The following is a 26,938-nucleotide window of genomic DNA, read 5'->3' on the forward strand; positions in this document are numbered from 1 at the left end:
GCGGTCCAGTTGCTCTCCAGGACCGGCGGCCCCCTGTCCGACCGCCGCGTCTCGGGTCTGGACCCCAAGGCGTACGCGGTGTCCACCCGGGCCGCGGCCGACGGCAGCGTGATGCTCTGGTACCGGACCGGACCGGCGGCTTCGCAGGCCTTCGTGGCGGTGGTCGACCTCGCGACCGCGCCCGTCACCGACACCTACTCCCTCGGCGCGGACGGTGGCCTCGGCGCCTCGGCGCTGTCGCGTACGCACGCCGCCTGGATCACCGCGGACGGCAGCGGGAAGGCCACGCTGTCCGTCGCCGAGCGCGGCGGCGCACCCGTTCGCACGGAGCTCACCGGCCTCTACAGCCCGCGGCTCGGGCTGGTCGGCGACTGGATCGTCTACGCCAACGAGACGGCTCTCCTGCACGGCGACGCCGACGCCGACCGCTTCATGGCGCTCACCGCCGTACCCGCGAACGACCCCCGGGCAACCGCCCGCAAGCTGCTGGACCATGTCACCACCGTGACGCCCGCGCCGGACGGGTCGCTGCTCGCCATGGGCGGCACCGTCGCGAGCGGCGAAGGGGCGTACCGCGTCGCCGCCGGCTCCGACGGCACCCCGACTGCCGCGCTCGTCGCGAGCACCGGCGAACCGACCGCGGTGCAACTGCTCGGGCACAGCATCCCCACGATGGTGGACCTCGACCGCAATCGCGGCCAACTCCCCATGGAGTGGCGTCTGTCGCGCCTGAACGTCGAGGTCGCCGTCACCCTCCGGCACGTCCGGACGGGCCTGATCGCCGAGGCCTGGCTCTACCCGGACAACGGCGACTCGCTCGGCCCTCAGCGGGTCAACTACACCTGGAACGGCCTGCTCCGCGAGCAGGGTGCGGCGGCCGCCGCGCACAACGGCGACTGCACCTGGCAGATCAGGGCGACGCCGCGGAACGGCATCGGTCCCGTCCTGACCGCCTCGGGCACCTTCAAGGCGGTCCGGAAGCCCGCCCCGCACGACTACACCGACAACGGCTCGCCCGACCTGCTGGCCCGCGACAGCTCCGGCCGGTTGTGGCGCGAGGACACGGCGTGGGACCACCTCAACCCCTGGCTGGCCAACGACAGGCGGCGCAAGCTGGTGGGCAGCGGCCGGCAGATCTTCAACCGGATCGAGGCGGCGGGCAATCTCGGCGGCACCACCGCGGGCGACCTCGTCGCACGCGGCAGGTCGGCTCAGCTGCGAGCGGTGGGCGAAGCCGCCTCCACCACCTCGACGAGCGGCCGCAGCAGCGTGTCGCGTCCGGCTTCGGCGAGCGCCTCGCGCAGCGCGGCGTCATGGGTCGGCCGGGCATCGGCGAGCAGCGTCAGACCGGCGGGAGTGACGTCGGTGTAGATGCCACGGCGGTCGGTGAGGCAGAGGTAGCGGGACAGCAGGCCGCGATCCTCCAGCCGGGTGACGAGGCGGGTGGTCGCGCTCTGGCTGAGAGTGACGGCGTCGGCCACCTGCTTCATCTGCAGATGGCCGCCCTCGCCGTCGTGCTGGCGGCTGAGCACCTCCAGGAGGACGTACTCGCGTGCACTCAGGCCGTGTCCGGCCTGCAGCGCCCGCTCGATGCGCGTCTCGATCCTTCCGTGCAACAGCGACAGAGCAGACCAGCCCTGGGCCAGGGCTGCGGGCGTCGCGGCGGTCGCGATCACGAGGGCCTCCTTCGTCGGCGCAACTGACTTGCACACAATGATAGCCGCCCTCCGCAGATAGCACGCGTTTGCATTGATAAGCGTCTGCAAGTATTGTCGTGGCCTATAAGACCTCTGCGCAACAATCTCTGGAAGGTTCGTTCGTCATGCCTCTCGCGCTGCTGGCCCTGGCCATCGGAGCCTTCGGGATCGGCACCACCGAATTCGTGATCATGGGCGTGCTGCCCCAGGTCGCCGGCGACTTCGGTGTCTCGATCCCCACCGCCGGCTGGCTGGTGACCGGCTACGCCCTCGGCGTCGTGTTCGGTGCCCCGCTGCTGACCGTGCTCGGCACCAAGGTGTCCCGCAAGAAGATGCTCATGTTCCTCATGGGCCTGTTCATCCTCGGCAACGCGCTCTCCGCCTTCGCGCCCGGCTTCGGCGTCATGCTGATCGGCCGCGTCGTCGCCTCTCTGGCTCACGGCGCATTCTTCGGCATCGGTTCGGTGGTCGCCGCCGACCTCGTCGCCCCGGAGAAGAAGGCGTCCGCCATCTCCCTGATGTTCATGGGCCTGACCGTCGCCAACATCGTCGGCGTCCCGGGCGGCACCTACATCGGCCAGGCACTCGGCTGGCGCATCACCTTCACCGTCGTCGCCGCCCTCGGCATAGTCGGCCTCCTCGGCGTCGCCAGGCTCGTACCCGAGCAGGGCAGGCCCGAGACCGAGAACGTCCGCACCGAATTCGCCGCGTTCAAGAACGTCCAGGTCTGGCTCGCCATGGCGATGACCGTTCTCGGCTACGGCGGGGTGTTCGCGGCCATCACGTACATCACGCCGATGATGACCGAGGTCGCCGGCTACACCGAGGCCGCCGTCACCTGGCTCCTCGTACTGTTCGGCATCGGCATGTTCCTGGGCAACCTGCTGGGCGGAAAGTTCGCCGACCGCGCCCTGATGCCCATGCTGTTCGTGTCCCTGGGCGCCCTCTCGCTCGCCCTGCTGGTCTTCACCGCGACCGCGCACGACAAGACCCTCGCGGCGATCACCCTGACGCTCATCGGCGCGCTGGGCTTCGCGACCGTGCCGCCGCTGCAGAAGTGGGTGCTGGACCAGGCCTCGGCCGCTCCGACGCTCGCCTCCGCCGCCAACATCGGCGCCTTCAACCTCGGCAACGCACTCGCGGCCTGGCTCGGCGGCATCGTGATCGCCGGCGGCCTCGGCTACACCTCGCCGAACTGGGTCGGCGCCCTGCTCTCCGGGACCGCCCTGCTGCTCGCCTTCCTGACCGCACACCTCCACAAGCGCACCCGCGCCGCCCAGGCGCAGACCGCCGTCCGGGCCGCGGTGCCCGCCCCCGCGCCGGCCGGGCGCCAGTGACCCTCCCCCTCATCCCTGCCGAAGCCCACTCGTCACTTCCGAAGGAACGACCATGAGCACCACCGCCACCCCCACCGCCGTCACCCCGCTGACCACCGAGGACGCCGAGATCCTGCTCGGCGCGGCCCGCCGGGCGGCCGAGGCCGCCGGGGTCACCGTCAGCGTGACCGTCCTGGACGCGGGCGGCCACCTCCTCGCCTTCCGCCGCGACGACCGCGCCGTGCTGATCTCCGGTGAGACCAGCACCCGCAAGGCCTACACCGCCCTGCAGCTGAACGCACCCACCGCCGACCTCGTCGACCTGGTCAAGCCCGACGGTCCCTTCCACAGCCTCACCACCGCACTCGACCGCCCGCTGCTGTTCATCGCCGGCGGCCTCCCCGTCCACCGCGACGGCACGCTCATCGGCGCGATCGGAGTCGGCGGCGGCGCCCCCGAGCAGGATCACGCCTTCGCCACCACGGCCGTCGCCGCCCTCGGCTGACATCCCCGCCCCCCACGCCCTGGCCGCCCGGTGGCGCCGGGCCGCACATGCCTCACGCGGGCGGGCTTCCCCCGACCCGCCCGCGTGAGCCCTCCTCCTCCCAGACGGCCGAAAGGTGTGTCCCTCTCATGCCCGCGAACCCGACAGCCCTGGACCGTCTGGTCTCCCCCGACGGCCGGCCGACCCTCGGGCTCGAACTCCCCCTCGACAACGACTGGGGCGCCACCCGACTGGGCGCCGACCGTGCGGCCGGCCGTCCCTTCGGCGTTCCCGACATCAGTGGGCATGCCCGGCTCGCCCACCTCGCCGACGAGCTCGGTTTCGCCGGCCTGTGGGTGCGCGACGTGCCCCTCTACGACCCTGAGCAGTTCGGTGACGCCGGCTCGGTCTTCGAGACGTTCACCCACCTCGGTCACCTCGCCGCCGTCACCGAGCGAGCCGTGCTCGGCACCGCCGCCGTCGTGCTGCCGCTGCGGCAGCCGCTGCTCGTCGCCAAGGCGGCCGCCACCGTGGACGTGCTGTCCGGAGGCCGTTTCGTCCTGGGCCTGGCCAGCGGGGACCGGCCCGTCGAGTACCCGTTGTTCGGCGAGGACTTCCAGGCGCGCGGGGAGACGTTCCGCGAGAGCGTCAAGATCCTGCGCGCCGCCTGGGCGACCCGTCCCGACGGCCAGGTGCTCGCGCTGCCCGCGCTCGGACTGGGGGCCGACAGGCGGCTCGACGTACTGCCCAAGCCGGTCGGCGCGACGATTCCGCTGGCCATCGCCGGTCACGCCCAGCAGAGCTCCGAGTGGATCGCCGAGAACGCCGACGCCTCGCTCAACTACCCCCGGCCTCTCGGCGCACTCCGCCTCAAGACCCGGGAGTGGCACGAGCTCACCGCCTGGTCCCGCAAGCCGTATCTGACCCCGATGCAGCTGGACCTGGCCGCCGACCCGGACGCACCGGCCACCGCGATCCGCCTCGGCCTGCGCACCGGCCGCCACGCTCTGCGCGAGCACCTGAAGACGATGGGCGACCTCGGCGTCGCACACGTCTCGTTCAACCTCCGGCCGGGTGACCGCCGGGTCGAGGAGGTCCTGCACGAACTGGCCGAACAGGTCCTCCCGGACTTCCCCTCACCCGTCTCCCCGGCAGGCGCGGCAAAGGCCGGACGACGGCGTAGTCCCGCACGACCGCGTAGTCCCGCGGGCTCCTGAATACGCCGAGGCGGGGCCCCGGACGCTGTGCCCGGGGCGCCGCCCAGCCGGCCGGCCGCCCGGATCAGGCGGGCTGCTTCACGCAGGTGCCGACGACGTAACCGGTGACGCCGTGCTTGGTGACCTTGACCCAGCGCGAGCTGGTGATACCGCACTTGGTGTACGAACCGCCGTAGTACATCTGGCACGGCGAGGGTGCGGTCTCCCCCTTGTTGAGCTGGGCGAGGGCCGTGCCGCTGAGGCTGGTGCGGTTACGGATCACCACGGTCTCGAGGGCCAGTGCCGTGCAGGTCGCCGCGGACGCGTTCGTCCGGGCGACGGCGGGGCTGCCGGCGATGAGTGTGGTCCCGACCAGGGCGGCGGACACCACGGACGCACCGAGGATCCGGCGTGCGCGCATAGTTGTTACTCCCCTTCGATTGACGCGGACATGTCGCCCGCAGTGGTCGGGGACAGCCTAGATCCTTCAACTCCTGGGCCTTCAACGGCGCTTGACGGTCACCGGTCGTCGCGGTGCTGGTGCAGCACCATCGCCGAGCCGCCACCCCGACGTGTCGGCTCGGCCACCGCCTGGAGCCTGCCGTCGGGCAGGAACTCCAACGCCGCCACCGCCCCGATCTCCGGAGAGGGAGTGAAGGTGCTCGGGGCCACAGCGAATCGGTGCCCCAGGCGTTCCAGCGCCGTGCGCTCGGGCGAGTCGAGGAAGGCCGGTTCGGCGTCGGTCACCGCCCGGTTCCGCTGCGAGATGCGCGGCGCGGCGACCGCCTCCGGCAGCGCCATGCCCAGGTCGAACCGGTTGACGAGGGTCTGCAGCACCGTGGTGATGATGGTGGCCCCGCCGGGTGAGCCGACGGCGAGCATCGGCTTGCCGTCGTGCAGGACGATCGTCGGCGACATGCTGCTGCGCGGGCGCTTGCCGGGGCCCGGCAGGTTCGGGTCCGGCACCCCTTCGGTGAGAGGCGTGAAGTCGAAGTCCGTCAGCTCGTTGTTCAGCAGGAATCCCCGGCCGGGCACGGTGATGGCCGACCCACCGGTCTGCTCGATCGTCAGGGTGTACGAGACGACGTTGCCCCAGCGGTCCGCGGTCACCAGGTGGGTGGTGGAGGGCCCCTCGTAAGGCTCCTCGCCGCCGGTGCCCGATGTGCAACCCGAGCCGGGACTGCGCGGGTCGGCCGGTGCCAGCGGGCTGGTCAGCACGGCGTCGGCGCGGATGAGGCATGCGCGGTCCTTGGCGAACTCCTTGGACAGCAGCTCCCGGGTGGGCACGTCCGAGAAGGCCGGGTCGCCCACCCAGCGGTTGCGGTCGGCGTACGCGATCCGGCTCGCCTCCAGGTAGTGGTGGAACGCCTGGGCCCTGTCGGCCGACGAGAGGTCGAAGTTCTCGAGGATGTTCAGGGCCTCGCCGACGGTCGTCCCGCCGGAGGAGGACGGCGCCATGGAGTAGACGTCCAGCCCCTGGTACGTGGTGCGGGTCGGGTCGCGTCGTACGGTCGCGTAGTCGGCGAGGTCACCCCGCTCCATCAGCCCGGGGCGGACCGTGCGGTCCGCCCCGGGCGCCACCGGCGGCTTCTTGACGGTCCGCACGACGTCGCGCCCGATGTCCCCGTGGTACAGCGCGCCGACGCCCTCACGGGCGAGCTCGCGGTAGGTCCTGGCGAGGTCGGGGTTGCGGAAGCGGGAGCCGACCACGGGGAGTTCACCGTCCGGCAGGAACAGGTCGGCGGTGGAGGTGAAGTCGCGGAAGCGGTCCTCGTTCATCGCCGTCTGCGCGCGGAACTCCTCGTTGACGACGAAGCCTTCGTCGGCGATGCGGGTGGCCGGCCGCAGCGCCGATGCCAGCGAGACCGTGCCCCAGTCCTTCAACGCCTTCTGCCAGGTGGCGGGGGTGCCCGGAACGCCCACGGACAGCCCCGAGTTGACCGCCTCGGGGAACGGAATGGGCTTGCCGGTCGCAGGGTCGACGAAGGAGTCGGAACGCATCCGGGCCGGAGCGGTCTCCCGGCCGTCGATGGTGCGCACCTTGCGGGTCGCGGCGTCGTAGTAGACGAAGAATCCACCGCCTCCGATGCCCGCCGAGTACGGCTCGACCACTCCGAGCGCCGCCGCGGTGGCCACCGCGGCGTCGACCGCGTTGCCACCGCGGCGCAACACGTCGAACCCGGCCTGCGAGGCGTACGGGTTCACGCTGGAGACCGCACCACCGCTGCCGACGGCGACGGGCTGCTTGCCCGGCGGTTGCAGACCGGCGCCACCGGTGCCCGGCGCGGCGGCGGGAGCACCGGCGGCGCCGGTGGGGGTCAGGACGGGGAAGACGAGCGCCGCCGCGGACACGACAGCGACAACGGCACGACGGACAGCCAAGGGAGCCTCCGGTGACCTGCGTTGAGGGAATGATCGAAACCCTGGCAGCGTCCTGGTGGGCCATCAACGACGTGCGGCAAGATTTGTGCGGGATCTGAGGTTTCCGACCGGTAGCCGAACGGGGTGGTCCCGAGCCAGGGAGCCGGAGCGCACGTCAGGGGCCGCCGCTTCAGGCTCGCGGGCGAGCGCGCGCGTCAGGAGCCGAGCCGCGTCAGGCTCGCGGGCTACGGAAAGGGCCGGTTCGACGCCGTTCGCGTCGAGCCGGCCCTTCCAGTGGGGCGTACGCCTCGGTCAGTCCGTGCCGGACTCCATCGCGGCGCGGTCCAGCACCTCGTCCTCGGCGGAGACCTCGCCGCGGGAGGCGATGGCCTCCGCGCCGCCCTCCGTCAGGGTGCCGATCAGCCCGGTCGCGGCCGCCTGGGCCGCGCCGATCGCGGGGTGGGCGGTGCCGATCAGGCCGATCCCGGCGTACTGCTCCAGCTTGGCGCGCGAGTCGGCGATGTCGAGGTTGCGCATGGTGAGCTGGCCGATCCGGTCCACCGGGCCGAACGCCGAGTCCTCGGTGCGCTCCATGGACAGCTTGTCCGGGTGGTAGCTGAACGCCGGGCCCGTGGTGTCGAGGATCGAGTAGTCCTCGCCGCGCCGCAGCCGCAGCGTCACCTCGCCGGTGACCGCCGCGCCGACCCAGCGCTGCAGCGACTCGCGCACCATCAGCGCCTGCGGGTCCAGCCAGCGGCCCTCGTACATGAGCCGGCCGAGGCGGCGTCCCTCGTTGTGGTACTGGGCGAGGGTGTCCTCGTTGTGGATCGCGTTGACCAGGCGCTCGTACGCCGCGTGCAGCAGGGCCATGCCGGGCGCCTCGTAGATGCCGCGGCTCTTGGCCTCGATGATCCGGTTCTCGATCTGGTCCGACATGCCCATGCCGTGCCGGCCGCCGATGGCGTTGGCCTCCGTCACGAGGTCGACGGCGGAGGCGAACGTCTTGCCGTTGATCGTCACCGGGCGGCCCTGCTCGAAGCCGATGGTCACGTCCTCGGTGGCGATCTCGACCGAGGGGTCCCAGAACCGCACGCCCATGATCGGCTGCACGGTCTCCACACCGGTGTCCAGGTGCTCCAGGGTCTTGGCCTCGTGGGTGGCGCCCCAGATGTTGGCGTCGGTGGAGTAGGCCTTCTCGGTGCTGTCGCGGTAGGGCAGGTCGTGGGCGAGAAGCCACTCGGACATTTCCTTGCGGCCGCCGAGCTCGGTCACGAAGTCCGCGTCGAGCCAGGGCTTGTAGATCCGCAGGTTCGGGTTGGCGAGCAGGCCGTACCGGTAGAACCGCTCGATGTCGTTGCCCTTGAAGGTCGAGCCGTCGCCCCAGATCTGTACGTCGTCCTCGAGCATCGCGCGGACCAGGAGGGTGCCCGTGACGGCGCGGCCGAGCGGCGTGGTGTTGAAGTAGGCGCGGCCGCCGGAGCGGATGTGGAACGCCCCGCAGGTGAGCGCGGCCAGCCCCTCCTCGACGAGCGCCTCGCGGCAGTCGACGAGGCGCGCGATCTCGGCACCGTAGGTCTTCGCACGGCCGGGCACCGAGGCGATGTCGGGCTCGTCGTACTGGCCGATGTCGGCGGTGTAGGTGCACGGGACGGCGCCCTTGTCGCGCATCCACGCGACCGCGACGGAGGTGTCGAGGCCGCCCGAGAAGGCGATGCCGACGCGCTCGCCGGCGGGAAGGGAGGTGAGAACCTTGGACATAGGAAGAGTATGCACGATCTCGCATGACCATGCAACGCCGGGTCCCGCGGACGCGCGAGCGGGCCGCTTGATGAGCGGGTGCATAGGATCGCCGGCATGGCGCTGCGACCTGTTCACGTGATCATCAAGGCTCTCGACGCCTCGGCGGTCGGCCGGTTCTGGGCGGAGGCGCTCGGCTGGAGTGCCTACAGCACCGGCGTGGCCACCTACGTCGGACCCGTCGGCGGCCTCGTCTGGCCGCACCCGGTCGCCGTCGGCATCGACGTCGTTCCCGTCCCGGAACCCAGGACGACAACGAAGAACCGTGTGCACCTCGATCTCGCCACCACCTCTGCGGCCCATCAGGCCGAGTTGGTCGCGCGTCTGAAGGCTCTCGGCGCGACGCCCGCCGACGTGGGACAGGGCAACGTGCCGTGGACGGTTCTCGCCGACCCCGAGGGCAACGAGTTCTGCGTACTGGAGCCCCGGGAGATCTACCGGGACACCGGGCCGATCGCCGCGGTGGTGGTCGACTGTGCGGATCCGCGGGCCATGGCGCGGTTCTGGGGTGAGGCGATGGACTGGACCCTGCACGAGGTGGCCGACGATCAAGCGGTGCTGCGCTCCGCCAAGGGCGTCGGCCCGTATCTCGAGTTCGTCCGCACGCCCGACGTGAAGACCGTGCCGGACCGCGTCCACCTCGACCTGCTGCCGTACCCAGGTGACGACAGAGCGGCGGAGGTGGCCCGGCTGCGGGCCCTCGGCGCCACCGACCTCGACGTCGGCCAGGGTGACGTCCCGTGGACCTGCCTGGCCGACCCGGAGGGCCACGAGTTCTGCGTCCTCGCCCCGTCGTGACGCGGAGCCTTGACGACATCCCGGCACGTGAGCCTTGTGCCGTCGTGCGCCATGGCCGCCGCCGGCCCGGCTCGTGGCAGCAGGGGTCGGCGAGTGGGGGTGCGCCGGAGTCGTGCCGGGGGCGGGCGACGAGGTGGGCTCAGCCGTTGACGAAGGTGAGGCTGGTCGCGTCGTAGCGGGTGCCCGCGACCTGCTCGGGCGGGGCGGCGGCCTCGATGGCGGCGAGGTCCTCGGCGGACAGTTCGAGGGACAGGGCCGCGATGTTCTCCTCCAGGTACCGCTGCCGCCGGGTGCCGGGGATCGGCACCACGTCGTCGCCCCGGTGCTGGACCCAGGCCAGGGCGAGCCGGCCGGCGGTCACTCCCTTCGCCGCAGCCACCTCGTTCAGCCTCGCGACGATCGCCAGGTTCCGTTCGAGGTTGCCGTCCGCGAAACGGGGCTGGCTGCGCCGCACGTCGGTCTCCGCCAGTCCCTCGACCGAGGTGTACCGGCCGGTGAGGAAGCCGCGCCCCAGCGGGGAGAACGGGACCAGGCCGATGCCCAGTTCGCGGCAGACCGGGGCGATCTCCGCCTCCAGGTCGCGGGTCCACAGCGACCACTCGCTCTGCAGCGCGGCGATCGGGTGCACCGCGTGCGCCCGCCGGATGGTGCGCGCGCCGGCCTCGGACAGACCCAGGTGGCGTACCTTCCCCGCCTGCACCAGCTCGGCCATGGCGCCGACGGTCTCCTCGATCGGCACCTGCGGATCCACCCGGTGCTGGTAGTAGAGGTCGATGTGGTCGACCCCGAGCCGGCGCAGCGACGCGTCGCACGCCTGCCGCACGTACGCGGCGTCACCGCGGATGAGGGTGGGCTCGCCCAGGCGGTTGGCGAAGCCGAACTTCGTGGCCAACACCACCTCGTCGCGGCGCCCGGCGACGGCCCGTCCGATCAACTCCTCGTTGTGACCACCGCCGTAGAAGTCGGAGGTGTCGAGGAAGGTGACCCCGAGGTCGAGGGCGTGGTGCAGTGTCGCGATCGACTCCGTATCGTCCGCCGCGCCGTATCCGTGGCTCATGCCCATGCATCCCAGCCCCTGCTCGGGAACCGCCAGTGCGCCGAGGTGCCGGGTGGGGACGTCGGTCATGCTGCTGCCTCCTGGGCTCGAATCGTCTGCCCACGACGCTAGGTATGAGAGCGCACTCCAAGTCAACCGCGTGCGGACGTCACCGGTCGATGAACGCGCCCCCTGGGGGCGCGCGCACGGTCTTGTGCGGCCCCCGAGGAATGCCGCGGGCCGCCGGGCGGTTGCCTCGGATGAGCAACCGCTCAGTGAGTGTCGTCGTCGAGAGGAATACCGTGGCAGAGCCGTTCTCCGTGCCCGTCGTCGTACGCGGATACGAGACCGATACCCAGGGCCACCTGAACCAGGCCGTCTACCTCCAGTACGCGGAGCACGCGCGCTGGTCGATGTTGCAGAAGGCGGGCATCCGGCAGACGGATCTTCTGGACAAGGGCGTGGGACCGGTGGCCCTGGAGGTCACGGTGCGCTATCTGCGGGAGTTGCGGGCGGGCGACGAGGTGGACGTGACGTGCGCCTTCCTCTGGGGTGAGGGCAAGACGTTCCGCATCGAGCAGACGATCCGCAGGGCTGACGGCACGGTGGCGGCCGAGGTGACGGGGGTCGGCGGCCTGATGGACCTGAAGGAGCGCAGGCTCGTGGCGCATCCGCACGAGTACTTCCGGGCGCTCGCCGCGGCTTCGGAGGTCTTCGGCCTCTAGGGTCGCCGTCGACGGGCCGAGTGACGCCCAGCCGATGACGTAACCTCCGTCGGTATGCACGTGGTTGTTGTCTGCCGCCAACATCACCGACGCCCCTGCACCACGCATCACATCGCCAAGGACGATGACATCAAGGCTCAGGGCGGCCGTGTGGTCGGCGGCCGGGTCGTGGACGACGGCGACCTGGTGATGTCCTCCGGGCTCAGGTGTGATTCCGAGCCGGGCAATGAGACCGAGTGTACGTTCGTACGCTCCGCGCACGCGGGAGGAGGGCCGGCCTCGGCCCCTGCGCCACAGAGGGCAGGGGCCGGGGTCGCCCGGCACCGCACCGTACGTTCGAGGGCCCGGGTTCCACCCCACTGGCCGACGAAGATCACCAAGGGGTGCAGAATGACCCGTATGCCGATGACGAACACCCCGAAGACGGCAACGATCGACCACGCTCGACCGGTCAGCCGCACCCTGGCAAGTGCCTTCGACGACGACCCGATGATGCGCTGGTTCTTCCCCGACGACGCCTCTCGCGACGCGGGGCTGAGCCGCTACTTCACCACCATCTTCACCCGGCAGTACGCCCGCCACGGCGTGTGCGAGCGCACCGACGCGGCGGCCGCCTTCTGGGTACCGCCGGAGGGGCAGGAGAAGGCCGTTCCCGACGCGGAGACCGTTCAGGAACTCCAGGACATCCTCGGAGACCGGGCCGCGCTGTTCCGCGACGCCGTCGAGGCGGCAGCCCAGCACGCACCGGACGAATCCCACTGGTACCTGGCGGTGATCGGCGCCGACCCGGCCGCGCGGGGTCAGGGACACGGGGCCGCCCTGCTGCGCTCGGGGCTGGCGAAGGCCGACGCGGCGGGCCTGCCCGTCTACCTGGAGTCCTCGAAACCGGACAACCTCCCCTTCTACGAGCACTTCGGCTTCACGGTCCGCGAGGAGGCGCGACTGCCGGGGGGCGGACCGGTGTTGTGGTCCATGCGGCGCGCGCCGGGCACCGCCGCCTGAGGAGCGCCACGGCGGCATCGTCGGGCGGGACGCGGCGAGGGGCAACAGGCCCCGCGCCCACGGCAGTTGGCCGTCCCCATATCCGATTGCGGTGATCCCCTGTTGTGGACGACGATGCCGCCATGGTGCAGCCGAGTGAGACCATCGACTGTCAGGACTACGTCCTGCGGCGCTGGCGGGCGGAGAGCGACTTCGACGCCCTTTTCCGGATGATCGACGAATCGCTCGACCACCTGCGGCCGTGGATGCCGTGGGTGGCCGGCCACAGCCACCGGCACACCCGCGAGTTCCTCGCCGACTGTGAGGCGAAGTGGCGGAGCGGGGAGGCGTACTACTACGCGATCACGGTGGACGACGCACTCGTCGGCAGCATCTCCCTCTACCGCGCCGACGAGCCACGGGGCCGCTTCATGGGGTACTGGCTGCACCCCGCCGCCGTCGGGCGGGGCCTGGCGACGCGCGCAGCAGCGGCCGTCGTCACCGAGGCGTTCGCGTCGCTGCCGGACGTGGAGTACCTGGAAATCGTGCACGACCTGGCCAACACGGCCAGCGGGGCCGTCCCCAGGCGCCTGGGCTTCACCGAGGTCCGGCGCGAGCAGGTGGCGTCGCCCGTGGCTCCCGGGGACAGCGGCACCGACGTGATCTGGCGACTGAACCGTCCCCGATCGCCCCTCGCCGGCACGGCCCGGCTGCCCTGAAGTCGTGGCGCAGGTCGGCCTGGTGAACTCCTGGAGCAGGCGGCGTGCTCCAGCGGCGGATGACGACGCCTCAGGCGCAGGCCGGACACAGCCCCCGGTAGGTGACCTCGACATCGGAGACCGCGAAGCCGAACCGCTCCCCCGCCGGAAGAGCGGCCAGCGGATCGCCGGCCGGGTGGACATCGCGGATGGTGCCGCAGCCGGAGCACACCAGGTGTTGGTGCGGGCGGTGGGCGTTGGGGTCGTAGCGCTTGGCCCGGCCGTCGGTGGAGACCTCGATGACCTCGCCGAGGGACACCAGCTCGCCCAAGGTGTTGTAGACGGTCGCCCGGGAGATCTCGGGCAGCCGCTGCACCGCGCGGGCGTGCACCTCGTCGGCCGTGAGGTGCACATGATCGCCGTCGAGCACCTCCGCCACGACTCGCCGCTGGGAGGTCACCCGCCAGCCACGCCCTCGCAGTCGCTCCAGCAGGTCACTCATGTCGGTTCACCTGTTCAGGCTCGGTGGGATACCTCAAGTTCACTGGTACATGTCCGTGTTCCGATGAGATACGGGATCGGCAGGCTTCTTGACCTGGATTCTGTCCATTGTAGGATCGGTTCCGGCGAGAGCCAAGGGCCAGGAGCCCCCGGTACGGCAGGAGACACAGACATGACGGGACCATCACCTGGCAGCGTGTCCCCCGCCTGCGCGGGAATGGCCACCACCCGTCGCGCTGGTCGTGACCGGCCGGAGCCGTCTCGGCGTCGCGGGCGATTCCCTCAGGAGCAGGTGATCCCTTGTCACTTCCTTCCGGCGCCGCGCTGAAGCGCTGCGTGCGAGGCCGTCCACCGGGGCCTGTGCCACGACCGTTCCACCTCATGCAATTCCTGAGCACCGTGATCCGCATAGTCCGGAAGGATTCCCATGGCTGAGAACCCTGACGCAATCGTCACCGACGCGAAGACGGAAGGGGGAGGTGGCTGCCCGGTCGCGCACGGGCGCGCCCCGCACCCGACCCAGGGCGGCGGCAACCGCCAGTGGTGGTCGGAGCGGCTCAACCTGAAGATCCTCGCCAAGAACCCCGCCGTGGCCAACCCCATGGGTGAGGAGTTCGACTACGCCGAGGCGTTCAAGAGCCTCGACCTCCCGGCCGTGAAGCGGGACATCGCCGAGGTACTGACGACCTCGCAGGACTGGTGGCCCGCCGACTTCGGCCACTACGGCCCCCTCATGATCCGCATGGCGTGGCACAGCGCGGGCACCTACCGGATCAGCGACGGCCGCGGCGGCGCCGGGGCCGGCCAGCAGCGCTTCGCGCCGCTCAACAGCTGGCCGGACAACGGGAACCTCGACAAGGCCCGCCGCCTGCTGTGGCCGGTGAAGAAGAAGTACGGCAAGAACCTCTCGTGGGCCGACCTCATGATCCTCGCGGGGAACGTCGCCCTGGAGTCCATGGGCTTCGAGACCTTCGGCTTCGCCGGCGGCCGTGAGGACGTCTGGGAGTCCGAGGAGGACGTCTACTGGGGCCCGGAGTCGACGTGGCTCGGCGACGAGCGCTACACCGGCGACCGGGAGCTGGAGAACCCGCTCGGTGCGGTCCAGATGGGCCTCATCTACGTCAACCCGGAGGGCCCCAACGGCAATCCGGACCCGATCGCCGCGGCCCGCGACATCCGTGAGACGTTCCGCCGGATGGCGATGAACGACGAGGAGACGGTGGCCCTGATCGCGGGCGGTCACACCTTCGGCAAGACCCACGGTGCGGGCCCGGCGGACCACGTCGGCGCCGACCCCGAGGCCGCGTCGATGGAGGAGCAGGGCCTGGGCTGGAGGAACACCTTCGGCACCGGCAAGGGCGCGGACACCATCACCTCCGGTCTGGAGGTGACCTGGACCGCGACCCCGATCCAGTGGAGCAACGGGTTCTTCAAGAACCTCTTCGAGCACGAGTACGAACTCACCAAGAGCCCGGCCGGCGCCCACCAGTGGGTGGCGAAGGACGCCCCGGAGATCATCCCCGACGCGCACGACCCGTCGAAGAAGCACCGCCCGACGATGCTCACCACCGACCTCTCGCTGCGCTTCGACCCGGTCTACGAGCAGATCTCCCGGCGCTTCTACGAGAACCCCGACCAGTTCGCGGACGCCTTCGCCCGCGCCTGGTACAAGCTGACCCACCGTGACATGGGCCCGAAGTCGCTCTACCTCGGCGCGGAGGTCCCGGAGGAGACCCTGCTGTGGCAGGACCCGCTGCCGGAGGCCGAGGGCGAGGCCGTCGACGCCGCGGACATCGCGGCCCTCAAGGCCAAGCTCCTCGACTCGGGCCTGACCGTCTCGCAGCTGGTCACCACCGCGTGGGCGTCGGCCTCGACCTTCCGGGGCAGCGACAAGCGCGGCGGCGCCAACGGTGCCCGCATCCGTCTCGAGCCGCAGCGCGGGTGGGAGGTCAACGACCCCGACCAGCTCGCGACCGTCCTGCGCACCCTCGAGGGCATCCAGCAGGAGTTCAACTCCGGTGCCAAGAAGGTCTCGATGGCCGACCTGATCGTGCTCGGCGGCGCCGCGGCCGTGGAGAAGGCCGCCAAGGACGCCGGTCACGCCATCGAGGTGCCCTTCACCCCGGGCCGCGTGGACGCGACCGAGGAGCACACCGACGTGGAGTCGTTCGCCGCGCTCGAGCCGACGGCCGACGGGTTCCGCAACTACCTCGGCAAGGGCAATCGCCTGCAGGCCGAGTACCTGCTGGTCGACCGGGCGAACCTGCTCACCCTGAGCGCGCCGGAGATGACGGTGCTCGTCGGTGGCCTGCGCGTTCTGGGAGCCAACCACCAGCAGTCGCAGCTCGGTGTCTTCACCACGACGCCCGGGTCGCTGACCAACGACTTCTTCGTCAACCTGCTCGACCTGGGAACGACCTGGAAGGCGACGTCCGAGGACCAGAGCACCTTCGAGGGCCGCGACGCGGCCACGGGCGAGGTCAAGTGGACCGGTACCCGTGCCGACCTCGTCTTCGGCTCGAACTCCGAGCTGCGTGCGCTCGCGGAGGTCTACGCGAGTGACGACGCGAAGGAGAAGTTCGTCAAGGACTTCGTCGCGGCGTGGGACAAGGTGATGAACCTGGACCGGTTCGACCTCGTCTGATGCCTCACGTCCAGGGCGGCCGGCCCACGCGCCGGCCGCCCTGGGCGTCCCCATCGGCGAGGGCCGTCGCGGGGTGAGCAGGCGTCCACGGGTCGAGGCGCTGCCGGCGGCCGCGGTCGACCGGACCGGTGAAAAACCACGCCACTGGCCTCCCCCTGCCCCGGCAATCGACGGCTCGGGTGCTTGCCTGAAGGGCCGACAAGCCGCCGACAGGGGAGCACACCATGCCGTCACAGCCTTCCGAACCGTCGTACACCGTCCCCGGTATCAGCCGGGAGACCAGCAGCGACATCATCGGGCTGCTGCAGATGCGCCTGCACTCGCTGAACGATGTCCACCTGACGCTCAAGCACATCCACTGGAACGTGGTCGGGCCCCACTTCATCGCGGTGCACGAGATGCTCGACCCGCAGGTGGAGCAGGTCCGCGCCATGACCGACGACCTGGCCGAGCGCATCTCCACCCTGGGCGGCGAGCCGAAGGGAACACCGGGTGCCCTGGTCGCCGACCGCGACTGGAACGACTACTCCATCGGCCGCGGCGAAGCCATCGAGCACCTGGGCGCTCTCGATCTCGTCTACACCTCCGTCATCAAGGACCACCGCGAGGCCATGCGGGCCACGGAGGAGACCGATCCCGTCACACAGGACATGCTCATCGAACAACTGCGGAGTCTCGAACTGTTCCAGTGGTTCGTCCGCGCTCACCTGGAATCCAGCGGCGGCAAGCTCAGCACCGCGGGCGCGACCACCGAGAAGGACGCCGCGAGCGCGGCCGCCGCACAGGCGCAGAGCCAGCCCTGACCTACGAGTCGGCGAAGCCTGGCAGGCAGGCGGCTGCGCGAAGGGGCAACGACACCGTGCGCTTGCGGGCCGGGGCGTGCGGTGGCGCGAACGGCGTGGTGACCGGCGTGACCGCCGATCACGCACATCCCGGCCGGTCGAGGACGGCGAAGAGGGCATCTTGTGAGCGACAGGCAGCAGGGCAACACAGCGCACGCGGGCGCCGAGCTCCGTGCGTACATCGGTTCCTTCACCTCGGGCGGCGGCCATGGAATCACCGTCGCGGCCGTGGATCCGGCGACCGGAGCACTGACACCGCGATCGGCGACGGCGCCGTTCCCCGACCCGTCGTGGCTCACGCTCTCCCCCGACGGCCGAGTGCTCTACGCGGTGAGCGAGGCGGACCAGGGCGCGGTGGGTGCCTTCCGCCCCGGCCCCGAAGGTCTGACCCCGCTCGGGCCGGTGGTCGAGGTGGGCGCGTCGGGTCCCACTCATCTCAGTGTGACCGGGGATCGCGTGCTGACCGCCAACTACACCTCGGGCAGCGTCAGCAGCCTGCCGGTGGCACCCGACGGCAGCCTGGCGGGGACCGCCTCCGTCTTCGCGCACCACGGCTCCGGTCCCGACCCCGAGAGGCAGGCGGGGCCGCACGCCCATCAGGTGCTGGCCGACCCCAGCGGTCCGTGGGTGCTCAGTGTCGACCTGGGCACCGATTCGGTACGGGTCTGGGCACCGGACCACGCCACCGGGGAGCTGCGGGGCCATACCGAGACCGCGCTGCGCGCCGGGTCGGGGCCCCGTCATCTCGTATTCCACTCGGACGGCGAGACGGTCTACGTACTGCACGAACTGGAACCACAGCTGACCGTGTGCCGCTGGGATCCCGCGTCCGGCCGCCTCGAACCGCTCTCCGAGGTGCCGATCCTCTCCGATGACCTTCCGGACGGCGTACGGGCGTATCCCTCGGTCGTCTGTGTGGCGTCCGACGGGCGCTTCCTCTGGGCGGCGGTGCGGGGCAGCAACACACTCGTCACCCTCTCGCTGGCCGACGGGGCGGACAAGCCCAGGATCACCGACTGCGTGGCGAGCGGTGGCAGCTGGCCGCGTGATCTGGTGCCCGACCCCTCGGGGCGCAGACTCTACGTCGCCAACGAGTGGTCCGGGGACGTCACCTGGTTCGACGTGGACGCGCAGAGCGGGCGACTGCGCCGCGCCGGTGCGGTGCCGGTGCCGGCGGCCGCCTGCGTGGTCTTCTCCTGACCCGCAGGCGGGCGACCGTCATGTCCGCACAACGATGCAGTAGGTGAACAGCAACAGAGCCACGAGGCCCAGGAGCGCCGCGAGGCCGCCGCACAGCATGCGTTGCCTGAGAAAGTCGTAGCGCTGCGAGTACTCCTGGCGCAGTTCGCCGGCCCGGGACACCAGGGCCGCCAGCGCGCGCCGGGACAGCGCGATCCGGTCTTCCGCGAAGAGGCGGACGACCTCCTCGCGCTGGCTGGTCGTGAGCCACGGCAACCGGTCCGCGAACGCCTCCGCCTCGACGCGGGCTTCGTACAGACGGCTCTGGGCGAGCAGATAGCCCTCCAGCTCCGCGATACCGGCGGCGGCCTCCCGCTCCGGCTTCTGCGCGGGCCGGGTCACTTGTCGCCCTTGTCGCCACCGAGCGGCGGAGCGATGCCTCTCCCGGGTTCGACGACGTCCCGGCGGCCCGCACTCTCCATGAGGTCCACCTGCGAGATTCCGGGGTGGTGCAGGTCGAACGCAGGAGATTCGCTGCGGATGCGCGGCAGCGTGAGGAAGTTGTGCCGGGGCGGCGGGCAGGACGTGGCCCACTCCAGCGAACGGCCGAAGCCCCAGGGGTCGTCCACCTCGATCTGCTTGCCGTACTTCGATGTCTTCCAGACGTTGTACATGAAGGGCAGCATCGACAGCCCGAGCAGGAACGAGCTGATCGTCGAAACGGTGTTCAGCGCGGTGAAGCCGTCGAAGGAAAGGTAGTCCGGATAACGGCGCGGCATGCCCTCGGCGCCCAGCCAGTGCTGCACCAGAAACGTTCCGTGGAAGCCGATGAACAGCGTCCAGAACGTGATCTTGCCGAGCCGCTCGTCCAGCATCTTGCCCGTGAACTTCGGCCACCAGAAGTGGAATCCGGCGAACATCGCGAAGACCACGGTGCCGAAGACGACGTAGTGGAAGTGCGCGACGACGAAGTACGAGTCGGAGACGTGGAAGTCCATCGGCGGGGAAGCGAGAATGATTCCCGTCAGACCGCCGAAAAGGAAGGTGACCAGGAAGCCGATCGACCAGAGCATCGGCGTCTCGAAGGACAGCGCCCCCTTCCACATCGTGCCGATCCAGTTGAAGAACTTCACACCGGTAGGGACCGCGATGAGGAACGTCATGAAGGCGAAGAAGGGCAGCAGTACGCCGCCGGTGACGTACATGTGGTGCGCCCACACCGTCACGGACAGACCGGCGATCGCAATCGTCGCGCCGACCAGACCGATGTAGCCGAAGATCGGCTTGCGGGCGAAGACCGGGATGACTTCCGTCACGATGCCGAAGAACGGCAGGGCGATGATGTACACCTCCGGGTGGCCGAAGAACCAGAAGAGGTGCTGCCACAGCAGGGCTCCGCCGTTGTCGGCGTCGAATACGTGCGCGCCGAATTTGCGGTCCGCCTCCAGGGCGAACAGCGCCGCCGCCAGGACGGGGAAGGCGAGCAGGACCAGCACACCGGTCAGCAGCACGTTCCAGGTGAAGATCGGCATGCGGAACATCGTCATGCCGGGCGCGCGCATGCAGATGATCGTGGTGATGAAGTTGACCGAGCCGAGGATCGTGCCGAAGCCGGAGAAGGCCAGACCCATGATCCACAAGTCGGCCCCGACGCCCGGGGAGCGTTCGCTGCTGTTGAGTGGCGAATAGGCGAACCAGCCGAAGTCCGCCGCACCCTGCGGGGTGAGGAAGCCGGCCACCGCGATCAGCGAGCCGAAGAGGTACAGCCAGTACGCGAACATGTTCAGCCGCGGGAACGCCACATCGGGCGCGCCGATCTGCAGCGGCATGATCCAGTTCGCGAATCCGGCGAACAGCGGCGTCGCGAACATCAGCAGCATGATCGTGCCGTGCATCGTGAACGCCTGGTTGAACTGCTCGTTCGACATGATCTGCGTGCCGGGACGGGCCAGCTCGGCGCGCATGAGAAGCGCCATCAGGCCACCGATCAGAAAGAACAAGAAGGACGTCGACAGATAGAGCGTGCCGATGGTCTTGTGGTCGGTGGTGGTCAGCCACTTGATGACGACATTGCCAGGCTGCCTGCGGTGCAACGGCAGCTCGTTCTGGTACGCATCCTCGTCCTCGGACAGCGTCGCCCTGTTCAGGGTCACACGAACTCCACTCGTCAGGTCAACCACGGCGGACGGCGAGCAGCATCGAGCGTGCTGCCCTCATAACGGTTATGGGGGCAACATAACGACTCCCGGTACCGGCTGCCGGGGTGACACCTCCGCTGCGGTTGCCGTATTGCACTTTCCGGCCCCGCGATTTCCTGGAACAGCGGCGGCTGCAGGTCCATGACCACACGGCCCGGATTCACTCTTTCGGGTCGGTTGTGGACGTCGCCCACCGTGCCGACGACACGGGCGCCGCGCCGGCGCCTCCGCCGGAGTGGCTCGTACGAGCCACCGTGCCGTTGGATTGCGAGGGTGCGTCGGCGCGCCCGCTGTGGGTGGACAGGCGGCCGGAGGTACCCGTCCGGACCCTCGCGTCGGGCCGGGCCGTCGCAGCTGCCGCACGCTTCACTCGGGCGAGCATCGCGGGAACGGGCGGTGACACGCGGTTGCGGGCCTCGGACGACTGGCCGGGCGACGGCCAGGGAGCGGTGTCTCACGGCCGTGAAGTGCACAGACACGCAAGGTGAGTTGATAATTCGCATTATCAAGCGTCACGAGGGTTGACGTGCCCGAAACACGGCCCTGACACTGACTCCGACGGGGAGATAATCCGAATTATCGGAGGCGTACGTGACGAATGGTCGCCCAGCGCGACGGATAACGCAGCGGGACATCGCCCGACTGGCCGGGGTCAGTCAGCCGACCGTCTCCCTGGTGCTCAACGGCCGTGCCGACGCGGACATTCGCATCCCTCAGGAGACCCGTGAGCGCGTGCTGCGGGTGATCCAGGAGTACGGCTACGTGCCCGATCCCGTGGCCAGGCGGCTGGCCGCGAAGCACAACCGGATCCTCGGCGTCTTCACGTACGAAGCGGTGTTCCCCAGCGACACCAACGACTTCTACCACCCATTCCTGGTCGGCATCGAGGAGGCCGCCGAGCGGGTCGGCTGTGATCTGCTCCTGCTCACGAGTGCTTCGGTGACCGGTGGACGGCGGCGCATCTTCGGAGGCGACAACCGGCTGCGGGTCGCGGACGGCTGCCTGCTGCTCGGCCGGTCGCTCGACCGCGACGACCTCACGCGGATGGTCGCCGACGCGTACCCGTTCGTGACGGTCGGCCGGCGCGACGACGCCGGTGGTCCGGTGCCGTACGTGGGAGCCGACTACGCCGGCGTCGTCGGCGAGTTGGTACGGCTGGCAGTGACGCGTGGACATCGACGCCTGGCGCACGTGGGGCTACCCGCCGACGTGGAGTCCTCAGCCGACCGGCGGGCCGGCTTCGCCCGGGCCACCGAGGCGGCGAGTGAGGACGGTGTCGTCGTCGCGTTCGACGCGCTGTCCCCCGGACGCGAGCCCGACGAGTTGCTGGCAGCGTTGCTCGCCTCGGAGGCCACGGTGGTCCTGGTGGAGCACTTCGCCACCGCCGTGGGCCTGGTCGCGGCCGCACAGCGCCGTGGCCTGGACGTGCCGGCCGACCTGTCGGTCGTCACGCTGGGCGATCCGACGACGCCGGTGCCGACGGACACCGACTTCACGGGATTCCGCATCCCGCGGGAGGAAATGGGCCGGCAGGCCGTCGCGCTGCTGACCGGACTCCTCGAAGGGGCCGAGGCCACGACCCAGCGGCTCCTCCCCTGCGAACTCGTCGCCGGTGCCACCCTGGCGCCGCCCCGCACCCCCTGAACCGGCCGCGCGCCGGGCCGATCGAGCGAGCCGTGAGTCATCCGGCTCGACAGAGCTGGGACACAACGGTGGAAGGAGCATGCATGGAGGCGGACGTCCTCGTCATCGGCGGCGGGCTCGGCGGAGTGGCAGCGGCGCTGGCCGCGCTCCGCGCCGGCCGCAAGGTGGTGCTGACCGAAGAGTTCGACTGGCTGGGCGGCCAGCTCACGAGCCAGGCCGTGCCACCGGACGAGAACAGCTGGGTCGAGCAGTTCGGTGCCACCGCGAGCTACCGGGCCCTGCGGGACGGGATCCGCCACTACTACCGCCGGCACTTCCCGCTCACCGAACGGTCCCGGGCGTGGCGTCATCTCAACCCCGGTGCCGGGCACGTCAGCCGGCTCTGTCACGAGCCGCGCGTGGCCGTTGCGGTCCTGGAGGCGATGCTCGCGCCGTACCGGGGCAGCGGACGGCTGCGCGTGCTGCAGCCCTACCGCCCGGTGTCCGCCGAGACCGACGGAGACCGGGTCGGCGCCGTGACGGTGGCTCACCGGGACGGGGGCGGCGAGATCACCGTCAGCGCGCCGTACGTCCTCGACGCCACCGAGACGGGCGAGCTGCTGCCGCTCACGGGGACCGAGTACGTCACTGGCTTCGAGGCGCAGTCGGAGACCGGCGAGCCGAGCGCCCCGGACGTGGCGCAGCCGCTCAACATGCAGGCCGCGTCGGTGTGTTTCGCGCTTGACCACGTGGACGGCGACCACACCATCGACAAGCCGGCCCGGTACGGCTTCTGGCGCACGTACCAGCCGGACTTCTGGGGCGGCCCGTTGTTCTCCCTGAACGCTCCTCATCCGAGGACGAAGGAGATCGTCGAGCGGCAGTTCACACCTAACCCGGACGACGACCCGCTGGCCGTCGTCGCGGACCAGCGCCTCAGCCCCGGGGACGGCAACCTGTGGACCTTCCGGCGCATCGCGGCACGGCGCAACTTCACCGACGGCGCCTACGAGAGCGACATCACGCTGGTCAACTGGCCGATGATCGACTATCTGCCCGGTCCGGTCTTCGACGTGCCCGACGCCACCGAACACCTCACAGCGGCTAGGGAGTTGTCCTACTCGTTCCTGTACTGGCTGCAGACGGAGGCTCCGCGGCCCGACGGCGGCACCGGCTTCCCCGGGCTGCGGCTGCGCGGTGACGTCATGGGGTCGGCGGACGGTCTGGCGCAGGCTCCGTACATCCGCGAGTCGCGGCGCATCCGGGCCGAACGCACCGTCGTGGAACAGGACCTGTCCCTCGCGGTGCGGGGCGACGCCGGTGCGGTGGAGTACCCGGACTCGGTGGGCATCGGCATGTACCGCATCGATCTGCACCCGTCCACCGGCGGCGACCACTACCTCGACGTGGCGTCCTGCCCGTTCCGGATACCGCTCGGCGCGCTGCTGCCCGAGCGGATGGAGAACCTGCTCCCCGCCGGCAAGAACATCGGCACCACCCACATCACCAACGGCTGCTACCGACTGCACCCCGTCGAGTGGAACGTCGGCGAGGCGGCCGGCGCTCTGGCCGCGTTCTGCCTGGAGCGCGGCACCTCCCCCCGCTCCGTGCGGGGCACACCGGATCTGCTGGCCGACTTCCAAAAGCGCCTCACGGACCAAGGCGTCGAGCTGCGCTGGCCCGAGATAGCCGCCTACTGAACCGCGAACCGCAAGGAGTTCCGACATGAATCCGACGAGACGCTCCATCATCGCGGCCGGCGCTGCCGGCGTGGCCGCTCTCGCCGCCGGCTGCTCGGGTGGTGGGAGCGGCGGAGGAACGGGTGCCGGCGACGGCAACCTCCGCATCTCGGTGTGGACGGCGAACAAGGACCATCTCGCCCTGCTCAACGGCATCGGGAAGGCGTTCACAGCCGATCGTCCCGAGGTCAGGAGCGTCACCTTCGAGTCGCTCAACCCGTCCGACTACACCACCGCCCTGACCACCCAGCTCGCCTCGGGCAACCCGCCCGACCTCGGCTGGATCCTGGAGACGAACGCGGCGGACTTCATCGAGGCCGAGACCCTCGTCGACATGGCGCCGGACATGAAGGCCGACGCCAGCTACCGCTACAACGACCTGGAACCGGCTCTTCTGCACCAGTGGCGGCGCGGCACGTCGCTGTTCGCGTACCCGTTCTCGAGCTCGCCCTTCGCGGTCTTCTACAACGCCGACGCCCTGGCGAAGGCCGGCGCGGCCGACCCCGCGGAGCTGCTCGCGGACGGCGCGTGGACGTGGGACGCCCTGGCGGAGGCCGCGAAGAAGGTCACCGATGCCAAGGTCGCCCGGTTCGGGCTGGTGATCCACGAGTTCGAGTACAAGCAGTGGGACCGGCTCTACCCGATCATGGGCGCGTACGGTGCCGCCCCCTGGACGTCCGACGACGCCTGCGGGTTCGCCGATCCCAAGATGACGGATGCGATCGACTTCCTGCGGGACATGGCCTTCACCGACCGGTCCACGCCGGCTCCCGGCGACCAGGCGGACTTCTTCTCCGGTGAGAGCGCCATGGTCATCTTCCAGGTCAGCAAGATCGGCCCGCTCGCCGACGTGACGTGGAAGTGGGGCGCGGTGCCCCTGCCGTCCGGACCGGCGGGCGACCGCCAGGTCATCGGGCAGGCGGGACTCGGGGTCTTCGCGAAGGGCAGGAACGTGGACCTGGCCAAGGAGTTCTTCCTGTACTCCACCAACACGGAGAACGCCGCGAAGCTCGCCCGGTTCTTCCCGCCGCCGCGCGCCTCCCTGCTGACGTCCGAGACCCTCGCCGAGACGAACCCGCTGCTCAGCAAGGAGCAACTCCAGAAGGTCATCATCGACTCGCTGAAGTCCGGCACCGTGCGCCCCGGACACACGGGATACGCCCGGCTCTCGGAGCAGACGCGGGCCGGCCTCGATGCCGCCTGGACGCCGAAGGCCGACACCCGCAAGGTCCTGCGTGACGTGTGTACGTCCATCCAGCCGATCCTGCGGACCGGCTCGTGAGTCTCCTGGTGCGCAAGGCCCCCGCGCGGCCGCCCCTGCACGCCCCCGCTCCCGCCGGGGGCGTGCAGGCGCGCCAGGACGGCGGCAAGCGCCGGACACCGCGGTGGCGCCGGAGGGACATGCTCGCCGGCTACCTGCTGGTCGCCCCGCAGATGGCGGGATTCGTCGCCTTCGTGCTGGGGCCGCTGATCGCCGTCGTCTACTACAGCCTCACGACGTACAACAACCTCACGGCTGAGATCGGTTTCGTCGGCGGCGAGAACTACCGGAGGCTGCTCGACGACCCGCTCGCGGTCGAGGTGGCGACGAACACGGCCGTGTTCTCCCTGGGGCTGGTGCCGTTCAACATCTGCCTCGCCCTACTCCTCGCCGTCCTGCTGGACCAAGGTCTGCGCGGCACCCTCGTGTTCCGTGCCATCTTCTTCTCGCCGACGGTCGTGTCGATCATCGCCTGGACCGTGGTGTGGGGCTTCCTGCTCAGCAGCGACGGCGGTGTCAACCTGCTGCTGCGCACGGTGGGCATCGAGGGGCCGAACTGGCTGCGGGAGTCGGACACCGCGATGTTCTCGGTGATCCTGGTGCAGGTACTCAAGGGCGTCGGCGTGAACATGGTCCTGTTCCTGGCCGCCCTGCAGGCCGTCCCCGCGGAGATGCGTGAGGCGGCGATCGTGGACGGCGCCTCGCCCTGGACCGTGTTCCGCCGGATCACCCTGCCGATGATCAGCGCGACCATGCTGCTGGCCGCGATCGTCACGGTGATCGGGTCGCTCCAGGTCTTCGGCCAGATCCTGGTGCTGACCGTCGGCGGCCCGGGCAACTCCACGACCGTCCTCGCCTATTACATCTATCTGCAGGCGTTCAAGTTCTTCGACCTCGGCTACGCGAGCGCGCTGGCGGTGCTGCTGTTCCTCGCCGTCCTGATCCTCACCGCCGTGCAGTGGTGGCTGCGCAAGAAGTGGGTGTTCCATGAGCAGTGAAACCCTGGGGCTGCCACGGCGCCGTCCGTGGGGACCGGTCGTACGCCGGTCCCTGCTGTACGCGCTGATGGTCGCGCTCGCCGTGCCGTTCGTCCTGCCACTCCTGTGGATGGCGAGCAGCTCGCTCAAACCGATCTCGGAGATCTTCTCCTACCCGCCGTCGCTGCTCCCCGGAGAGTGGCGATGGGACAACTACGCCCGCATCACCGACTATCAGCCCTTCGGCCGGCAGTACCTCAACAGTGTCTACATCGCGGCCCTCGTGTCCGCGGGCAGTGTCATGGTCTCGGCCATGGCGGGCTACGCCTTCGCCCGGATCCGCTTCGCCGGCCGGAGCATCATGTTCGTCCTGCTGCTCACCGCCCTGCTGATGCCGAGCGAGGTCGTCATCGTCCCGCTGTTTCGGCTGTTCTCCGAGATCGGCTGGACCGACACCCATTGGCCGCTGATCCTGCCGGCGGTCTTCGGCGGCAACGCCGTCTTCGGCACGTTCATCATGCGGCAGTTCTTCCTCGGTCTGCCCGCCGAACTGGAGGAGAGCGGCCGGCTCGACGGGCTGGGGCGTTTCGGCCTGTTCTTCAGGATCGCCCTGCCGCTCGCGGGACCGTCGCTGTCGGCCGTCGCGCTGCTGTCCTTCCTGCACAGTTGGAACGCGTTCCTCGAACCACTCGTGTTTTTGCGCACCCCGGAGCTGTTCACCCTGCCGCTCGCCCTCACCCAGATCGTGGACGCCCAGGGAAGCCCGGTGTGGAACGTGCAGCTGGCGGCGAGCACGCTCACGGTCATCCCGGTGCTGGCCGTGTTCCTGGTGGCCCAGCGGTGGTTCATCAAGTCCATTGTCAACAGCGGCCTGAAGGGTTAGCG

Annotated in this window: 23 protein-coding genes; 15 read left to right on the top strand and 8 right to left on the bottom strand. The window is 70.2% G+C overall.

Features of this window, described 5'->3' with window-relative positions; genetic code table 11:
• Window positions 1-1,211: 1,211 nt before the first annotated feature.
• The gene (locus ACLB9X_RS03280) at window positions 1,212-1,676 is read right to left on the bottom strand and encodes a MarR family winged helix-turn-helix transcriptional regulator (RefSeq protein ID WP_410358670.1); all 465 of its coding nucleotides are present in this window, start codon (window positions 1,674-1,676) and stop codon (window positions 1,212-1,214) included.
• Between the two features lie 146 nt (window positions 1,677-1,822).
• On the opposite strand from ACLB9X_RS03280, the gene ACLB9X_RS03285 reads away from it, so the two are divergent.
• The 3 genes from ACLB9X_RS03285 (at window position 1,823) to ACLB9X_RS03295 (ending at window position 4,714) form a co-directional block, all read left to right on the top strand.
• Window positions 1,823-3,034, top strand: a complete 1,212-nt coding sequence (locus tag ACLB9X_RS03285) for an MFS transporter (RefSeq protein ID WP_410358671.1) — start codon at window positions 1,823-1,825, stop codon at window positions 3,032-3,034.
• A gap of 52 nt (window positions 3,035-3,086) precedes the next feature.
• Window positions 3,087-3,518 carry a GlcG/HbpS family heme-binding protein gene (locus ACLB9X_RS03290; protein ID WP_410358672.1) on the top strand — a complete coding sequence of 144 codons (432 nt, stop codon included), beginning with the start codon at window positions 3,087-3,089 and terminating at the stop codon, window positions 3,516-3,518.
• Between the two features lie 128 nt (window positions 3,519-3,646).
• Window positions 3,647-4,714, top strand: coding sequence for a TIGR03571 family LLM class oxidoreductase (locus tag ACLB9X_RS03295; RefSeq protein WP_410358673.1), 1,068 nt, complete (start codon window positions 3,647-3,649; stop codon window positions 4,712-4,714).
• Between the two features lie 64 nt (window positions 4,715-4,778).
• Here the strand turns inward: ACLB9X_RS03295 and ACLB9X_RS03300 are convergent, their stop codons facing one another.
• The 3 genes from ACLB9X_RS03300 to argG all read right to left on the bottom strand — a co-directional run bounded on the left by ACLB9X_RS03300 (window position 4,779) and on the right by argG (window position 8,812).
• Window positions 4,779-5,114, bottom strand: a complete 336-nt coding sequence (locus ACLB9X_RS03300; RefSeq protein WP_410358674.1) for a hypothetical protein — start codon at window positions 5,112-5,114, stop codon at window positions 4,779-4,781.
• Between the two features lie 98 nt (window positions 5,115-5,212).
• Window positions 5,213-7,045 carry a gamma-glutamyltransferase gene (gene ggt, locus ACLB9X_RS03305; protein WP_410359131.1) on the bottom strand — a complete coding sequence of 611 codons (1,833 nt, stop codon included), beginning with the start codon at window positions 7,043-7,045 and terminating at the stop codon, window positions 5,213-5,215.
• A gap of 321 nt (window positions 7,046-7,366) precedes the next feature.
• On the bottom strand, window positions 7,367-8,812 hold the full coding sequence (argG, locus tag ACLB9X_RS03310; protein WP_410358675.1) for an argininosuccinate synthase: 1,446 nt from the start codon (window positions 8,810-8,812) through the stop codon (window positions 7,367-7,369).
• A gap of 96 nt (window positions 8,813-8,908) precedes the next feature.
• On the opposite strand from argG, the gene ACLB9X_RS03315 reads away from it, so the two are divergent.
• Window positions 8,909-9,649: a VOC family protein gene (locus tag ACLB9X_RS03315; protein ID WP_410358676.1), complete on the top strand. Its 741-nt coding sequence runs from the start codon at window positions 8,909-8,911 to the stop codon at window positions 9,647-9,649.
• Window positions 9,650-9,788: 139 nt separating this feature from the next.
• Here ACLB9X_RS03315 and ACLB9X_RS03320 read toward each other — a convergent pair whose 3' ends face one another.
• The gene (locus ACLB9X_RS03320) at window positions 9,789-10,775 is read right to left on the bottom strand and encodes an aldo/keto reductase (RefSeq protein WP_410358677.1); all 987 of its coding nucleotides are present in this window, start codon (window positions 10,773-10,775) and stop codon (window positions 9,789-9,791) included.
• A gap of 212 nt (window positions 10,776-10,987) precedes the next feature.
• Between ACLB9X_RS03320 and ACLB9X_RS03325 the strand changes: the two genes are divergently transcribed.
• The 3 genes from ACLB9X_RS03325 to ACLB9X_RS03335 all read left to right on the top strand — a co-directional run bounded on the left by ACLB9X_RS03325 (window position 10,988) and on the right by ACLB9X_RS03335 (window position 13,110).
• A complete protein-coding gene (locus ACLB9X_RS03325) occupies window positions 10,988-11,410 on the top strand; it encodes an acyl-CoA thioesterase (protein WP_410358678.1) in 423 nt (140 codons plus the stop codon).
• 390 nt (window positions 11,411-11,800) lie between these two features.
• On the top strand, window positions 11,801-12,412 hold the full coding sequence (locus ACLB9X_RS03330) for a GNAT family N-acetyltransferase (RefSeq protein WP_410358679.1): 612 nt from the start codon (window positions 11,801-11,803) through the stop codon (window positions 12,410-12,412).
• Window positions 12,413-12,534: 122 nt separating this feature from the next.
• Window positions 12,535-13,110: a GNAT family N-acetyltransferase gene (locus tag ACLB9X_RS03335; protein WP_410358680.1), complete on the top strand. Its 576-nt coding sequence runs from the start codon at window positions 12,535-12,537 to the stop codon at window positions 13,108-13,110.
• A 70-nt stretch (window positions 13,111-13,180) separates the two neighbouring features.
• On the opposite strand, the gene ACLB9X_RS03340 is transcribed toward ACLB9X_RS03335, so the two are convergent.
• A complete protein-coding gene (locus ACLB9X_RS03340) occupies window positions 13,181-13,591 on the bottom strand; it encodes a Fur family transcriptional regulator (protein WP_410358681.1) in 411 nt (136 codons plus the stop codon).
• A gap of 426 nt (window positions 13,592-14,017) precedes the next feature.
• On the opposite strand from ACLB9X_RS03340, the gene katG reads away from it, so the two are divergent.
• The 3 genes from katG to ACLB9X_RS03355 all read left to right on the top strand — a co-directional run bounded on the left by katG (window position 14,018) and on the right by ACLB9X_RS03355 (window position 18,276).
• A complete protein-coding gene (gene katG / locus ACLB9X_RS03345; protein ID WP_410358682.1) occupies window positions 14,018-16,234 on the top strand; it encodes a catalase/peroxidase HPI in 2,217 nt (738 codons plus the stop codon).
• Window positions 16,235-16,458: 224 nt separating this feature from the next.
• Window positions 16,459-17,037, top strand: a complete 579-nt coding sequence (locus ACLB9X_RS03350) for a Dps family protein (protein WP_410358683.1) — start codon at window positions 16,459-16,461, stop codon at window positions 17,035-17,037.
• A 162-nt stretch (window positions 17,038-17,199) separates the two neighbouring features.
• Window positions 17,200-18,276 carry a lactonase family protein gene (locus ACLB9X_RS03355; protein WP_410358684.1) on the top strand — a complete coding sequence of 359 codons (1,077 nt, stop codon included), beginning with the start codon at window positions 17,200-17,202 and terminating at the stop codon, window positions 18,274-18,276.
• An 18-nt stretch (window positions 18,277-18,294) separates the two neighbouring features.
• Here the strand turns inward: ACLB9X_RS03355 and ACLB9X_RS03360 are convergent, their stop codons facing one another.
• Window positions 18,295-18,657 carry a hypothetical protein gene (locus ACLB9X_RS03360; protein WP_410358685.1) on the bottom strand — a complete coding sequence of 121 codons (363 nt, stop codon included), beginning with the start codon at window positions 18,655-18,657 and terminating at the stop codon, window positions 18,295-18,297.
• Window positions 18,654-20,408, bottom strand: a complete 1,755-nt coding sequence (gene ctaD / locus ACLB9X_RS03365) for a cytochrome c oxidase subunit I (RefSeq protein ID WP_410358686.1) — start codon at window positions 20,406-20,408, stop codon at window positions 18,654-18,656. The genes ACLB9X_RS03360 and ctaD overlap by 4 nt, the downstream gene beginning before the upstream one ends.
• 636 nt (window positions 20,409-21,044) lie before the next feature.
• On the opposite strand from ctaD, the gene ACLB9X_RS03370 reads away from it, so the two are divergent.
• The 5 genes from ACLB9X_RS03370 (at window position 21,045) to ACLB9X_RS03390 (ending at window position 26,936) form a co-directional block, all read left to right on the top strand.
• A complete protein-coding gene (locus ACLB9X_RS03370; RefSeq protein ID WP_410358687.1) occupies window positions 21,045-22,097 on the top strand; it encodes a LacI family DNA-binding transcriptional regulator in 1,053 nt (350 codons plus the stop codon).
• An 83-nt stretch (window positions 22,098-22,180) separates the two neighbouring features.
• Window positions 22,181-23,776, top strand: coding sequence for an FAD-dependent oxidoreductase (locus tag ACLB9X_RS03375; RefSeq protein ID WP_410358688.1), 1,596 nt, complete (start codon window positions 22,181-22,183; stop codon window positions 23,774-23,776).
• Between the two features lie 25 nt (window positions 23,777-23,801).
• Window positions 23,802-25,097, top strand: a complete 1,296-nt coding sequence (locus tag ACLB9X_RS03380) for an extracellular solute-binding protein (RefSeq protein WP_410358689.1) — start codon at window positions 23,802-23,804, stop codon at window positions 25,095-25,097.
• On the top strand, window positions 25,094-26,074 hold the full coding sequence (locus tag ACLB9X_RS03385; protein ID WP_410358690.1) for a carbohydrate ABC transporter permease: 981 nt from the start codon (window positions 25,094-25,096) through the stop codon (window positions 26,072-26,074). Before ACLB9X_RS03380 ends, ACLB9X_RS03385 begins: the two co-directional genes overlap by 4 nt.
• On the top strand, window positions 26,064-26,936 hold the full coding sequence (locus ACLB9X_RS03390; RefSeq protein ID WP_410358691.1) for a carbohydrate ABC transporter permease: 873 nt from the start codon (window positions 26,064-26,066) through the stop codon (window positions 26,934-26,936). The genes ACLB9X_RS03385 and ACLB9X_RS03390 overlap by 11 nt, the downstream gene beginning before the upstream one ends.
• Window positions 26,937-26,938 lie beyond the last annotated feature (2 nt).

Origin of the sequence: Streptomyces sp. 5K101, from assembly GCF_046506645.1 — a bacterium.
Lineage (GTDB): Bacteria > Actinomycetota > Actinomycetes > Streptomycetales > Streptomycetaceae > Streptomyces.

Bases quoted from the DNA above. Each gene is read 5' to 3' on its own strand.
- ACLB9X_RS03300 (WP_410358674.1), bottom strand. From the start codon at position 5,114: ATGCGCGCACGCCGGATCCTCGGTGCGTCCGTGGTGTCCGCCGCCCTG.
- ACLB9X_RS03340 (WP_410358681.1), bottom strand. From the start codon at position 13,591: ATGAGTGACCTGCTGGAGCGACTGCGAGGGCGTGGCTGGCGGGTGACC.
- ACLB9X_RS03375 (WP_410358688.1), top strand. From the start codon at position 22,181: ATGGAGGCGGACGTCCTCGTCATCGGCGGCGGGCTCGGCGGAGTGGCA.
- ACLB9X_RS03350 (WP_410358683.1), top strand. From the start codon at position 16,459: ATGCCGTCACAGCCTTCCGAACCGTCGTACACCGTCCCCGGTATCAGC.
- ACLB9X_RS03390 (WP_410358691.1), top strand. From the start codon at position 26,064: ATGAGCAGTGAAACCCTGGGGCTGCCACGGCGCCGTCCGTGGGGACCG.
- ACLB9X_RS03380 (WP_410358689.1), top strand. From the start codon at position 23,802: ATGAATCCGACGAGACGCTCCATCATCGCGGCCGGCGCTGCCGGCGTG.
- argG (WP_410358675.1), bottom strand. From the start codon at position 8,812: ATGTCCAAGGTTCTCACCTCCCTTCCCGCCGGCGAGCGCGTCGGCATC.
- ACLB9X_RS03295 (WP_410358673.1), top strand. From the start codon at position 3,647: ATGCCCGCGAACCCGACAGCCCTGGACCGTCTGGTCTCCCCCGACGGC.
- ACLB9X_RS03330 (WP_410358679.1), top strand. From the start codon at position 11,801: ATGACCCGTATGCCGATGACGAACACCCCGAAGACGGCAACGATCGAC.
- katG (WP_410358682.1), top strand. From the start codon at position 14,018: ATGGCTGAGAACCCTGACGCAATCGTCACCGACGCGAAGACGGAAGGG.
- ACLB9X_RS03335 (WP_410358680.1), top strand. From the start codon at position 12,535: ATGGTGCAGCCGAGTGAGACCATCGACTGTCAGGACTACGTCCTGCGG.
- ACLB9X_RS03290 (WP_410358672.1), top strand. From the start codon at position 3,087: ATGAGCACCACCGCCACCCCCACCGCCGTCACCCCGCTGACCACCGAG.
- ACLB9X_RS03315 (WP_410358676.1), top strand. From the start codon at position 8,909: ATGGCGCTGCGACCTGTTCACGTGATCATCAAGGCTCTCGACGCCTCG.
- ACLB9X_RS03285 (WP_410358671.1), top strand. From the start codon at position 1,823: ATGCCTCTCGCGCTGCTGGCCCTGGCCATCGGAGCCTTCGGGATCGGC.
- ACLB9X_RS03320 (WP_410358677.1), bottom strand. From the start codon at position 10,775: ATGACCGACGTCCCCACCCGGCACCTCGGCGCACTGGCGGTTCCCGAG.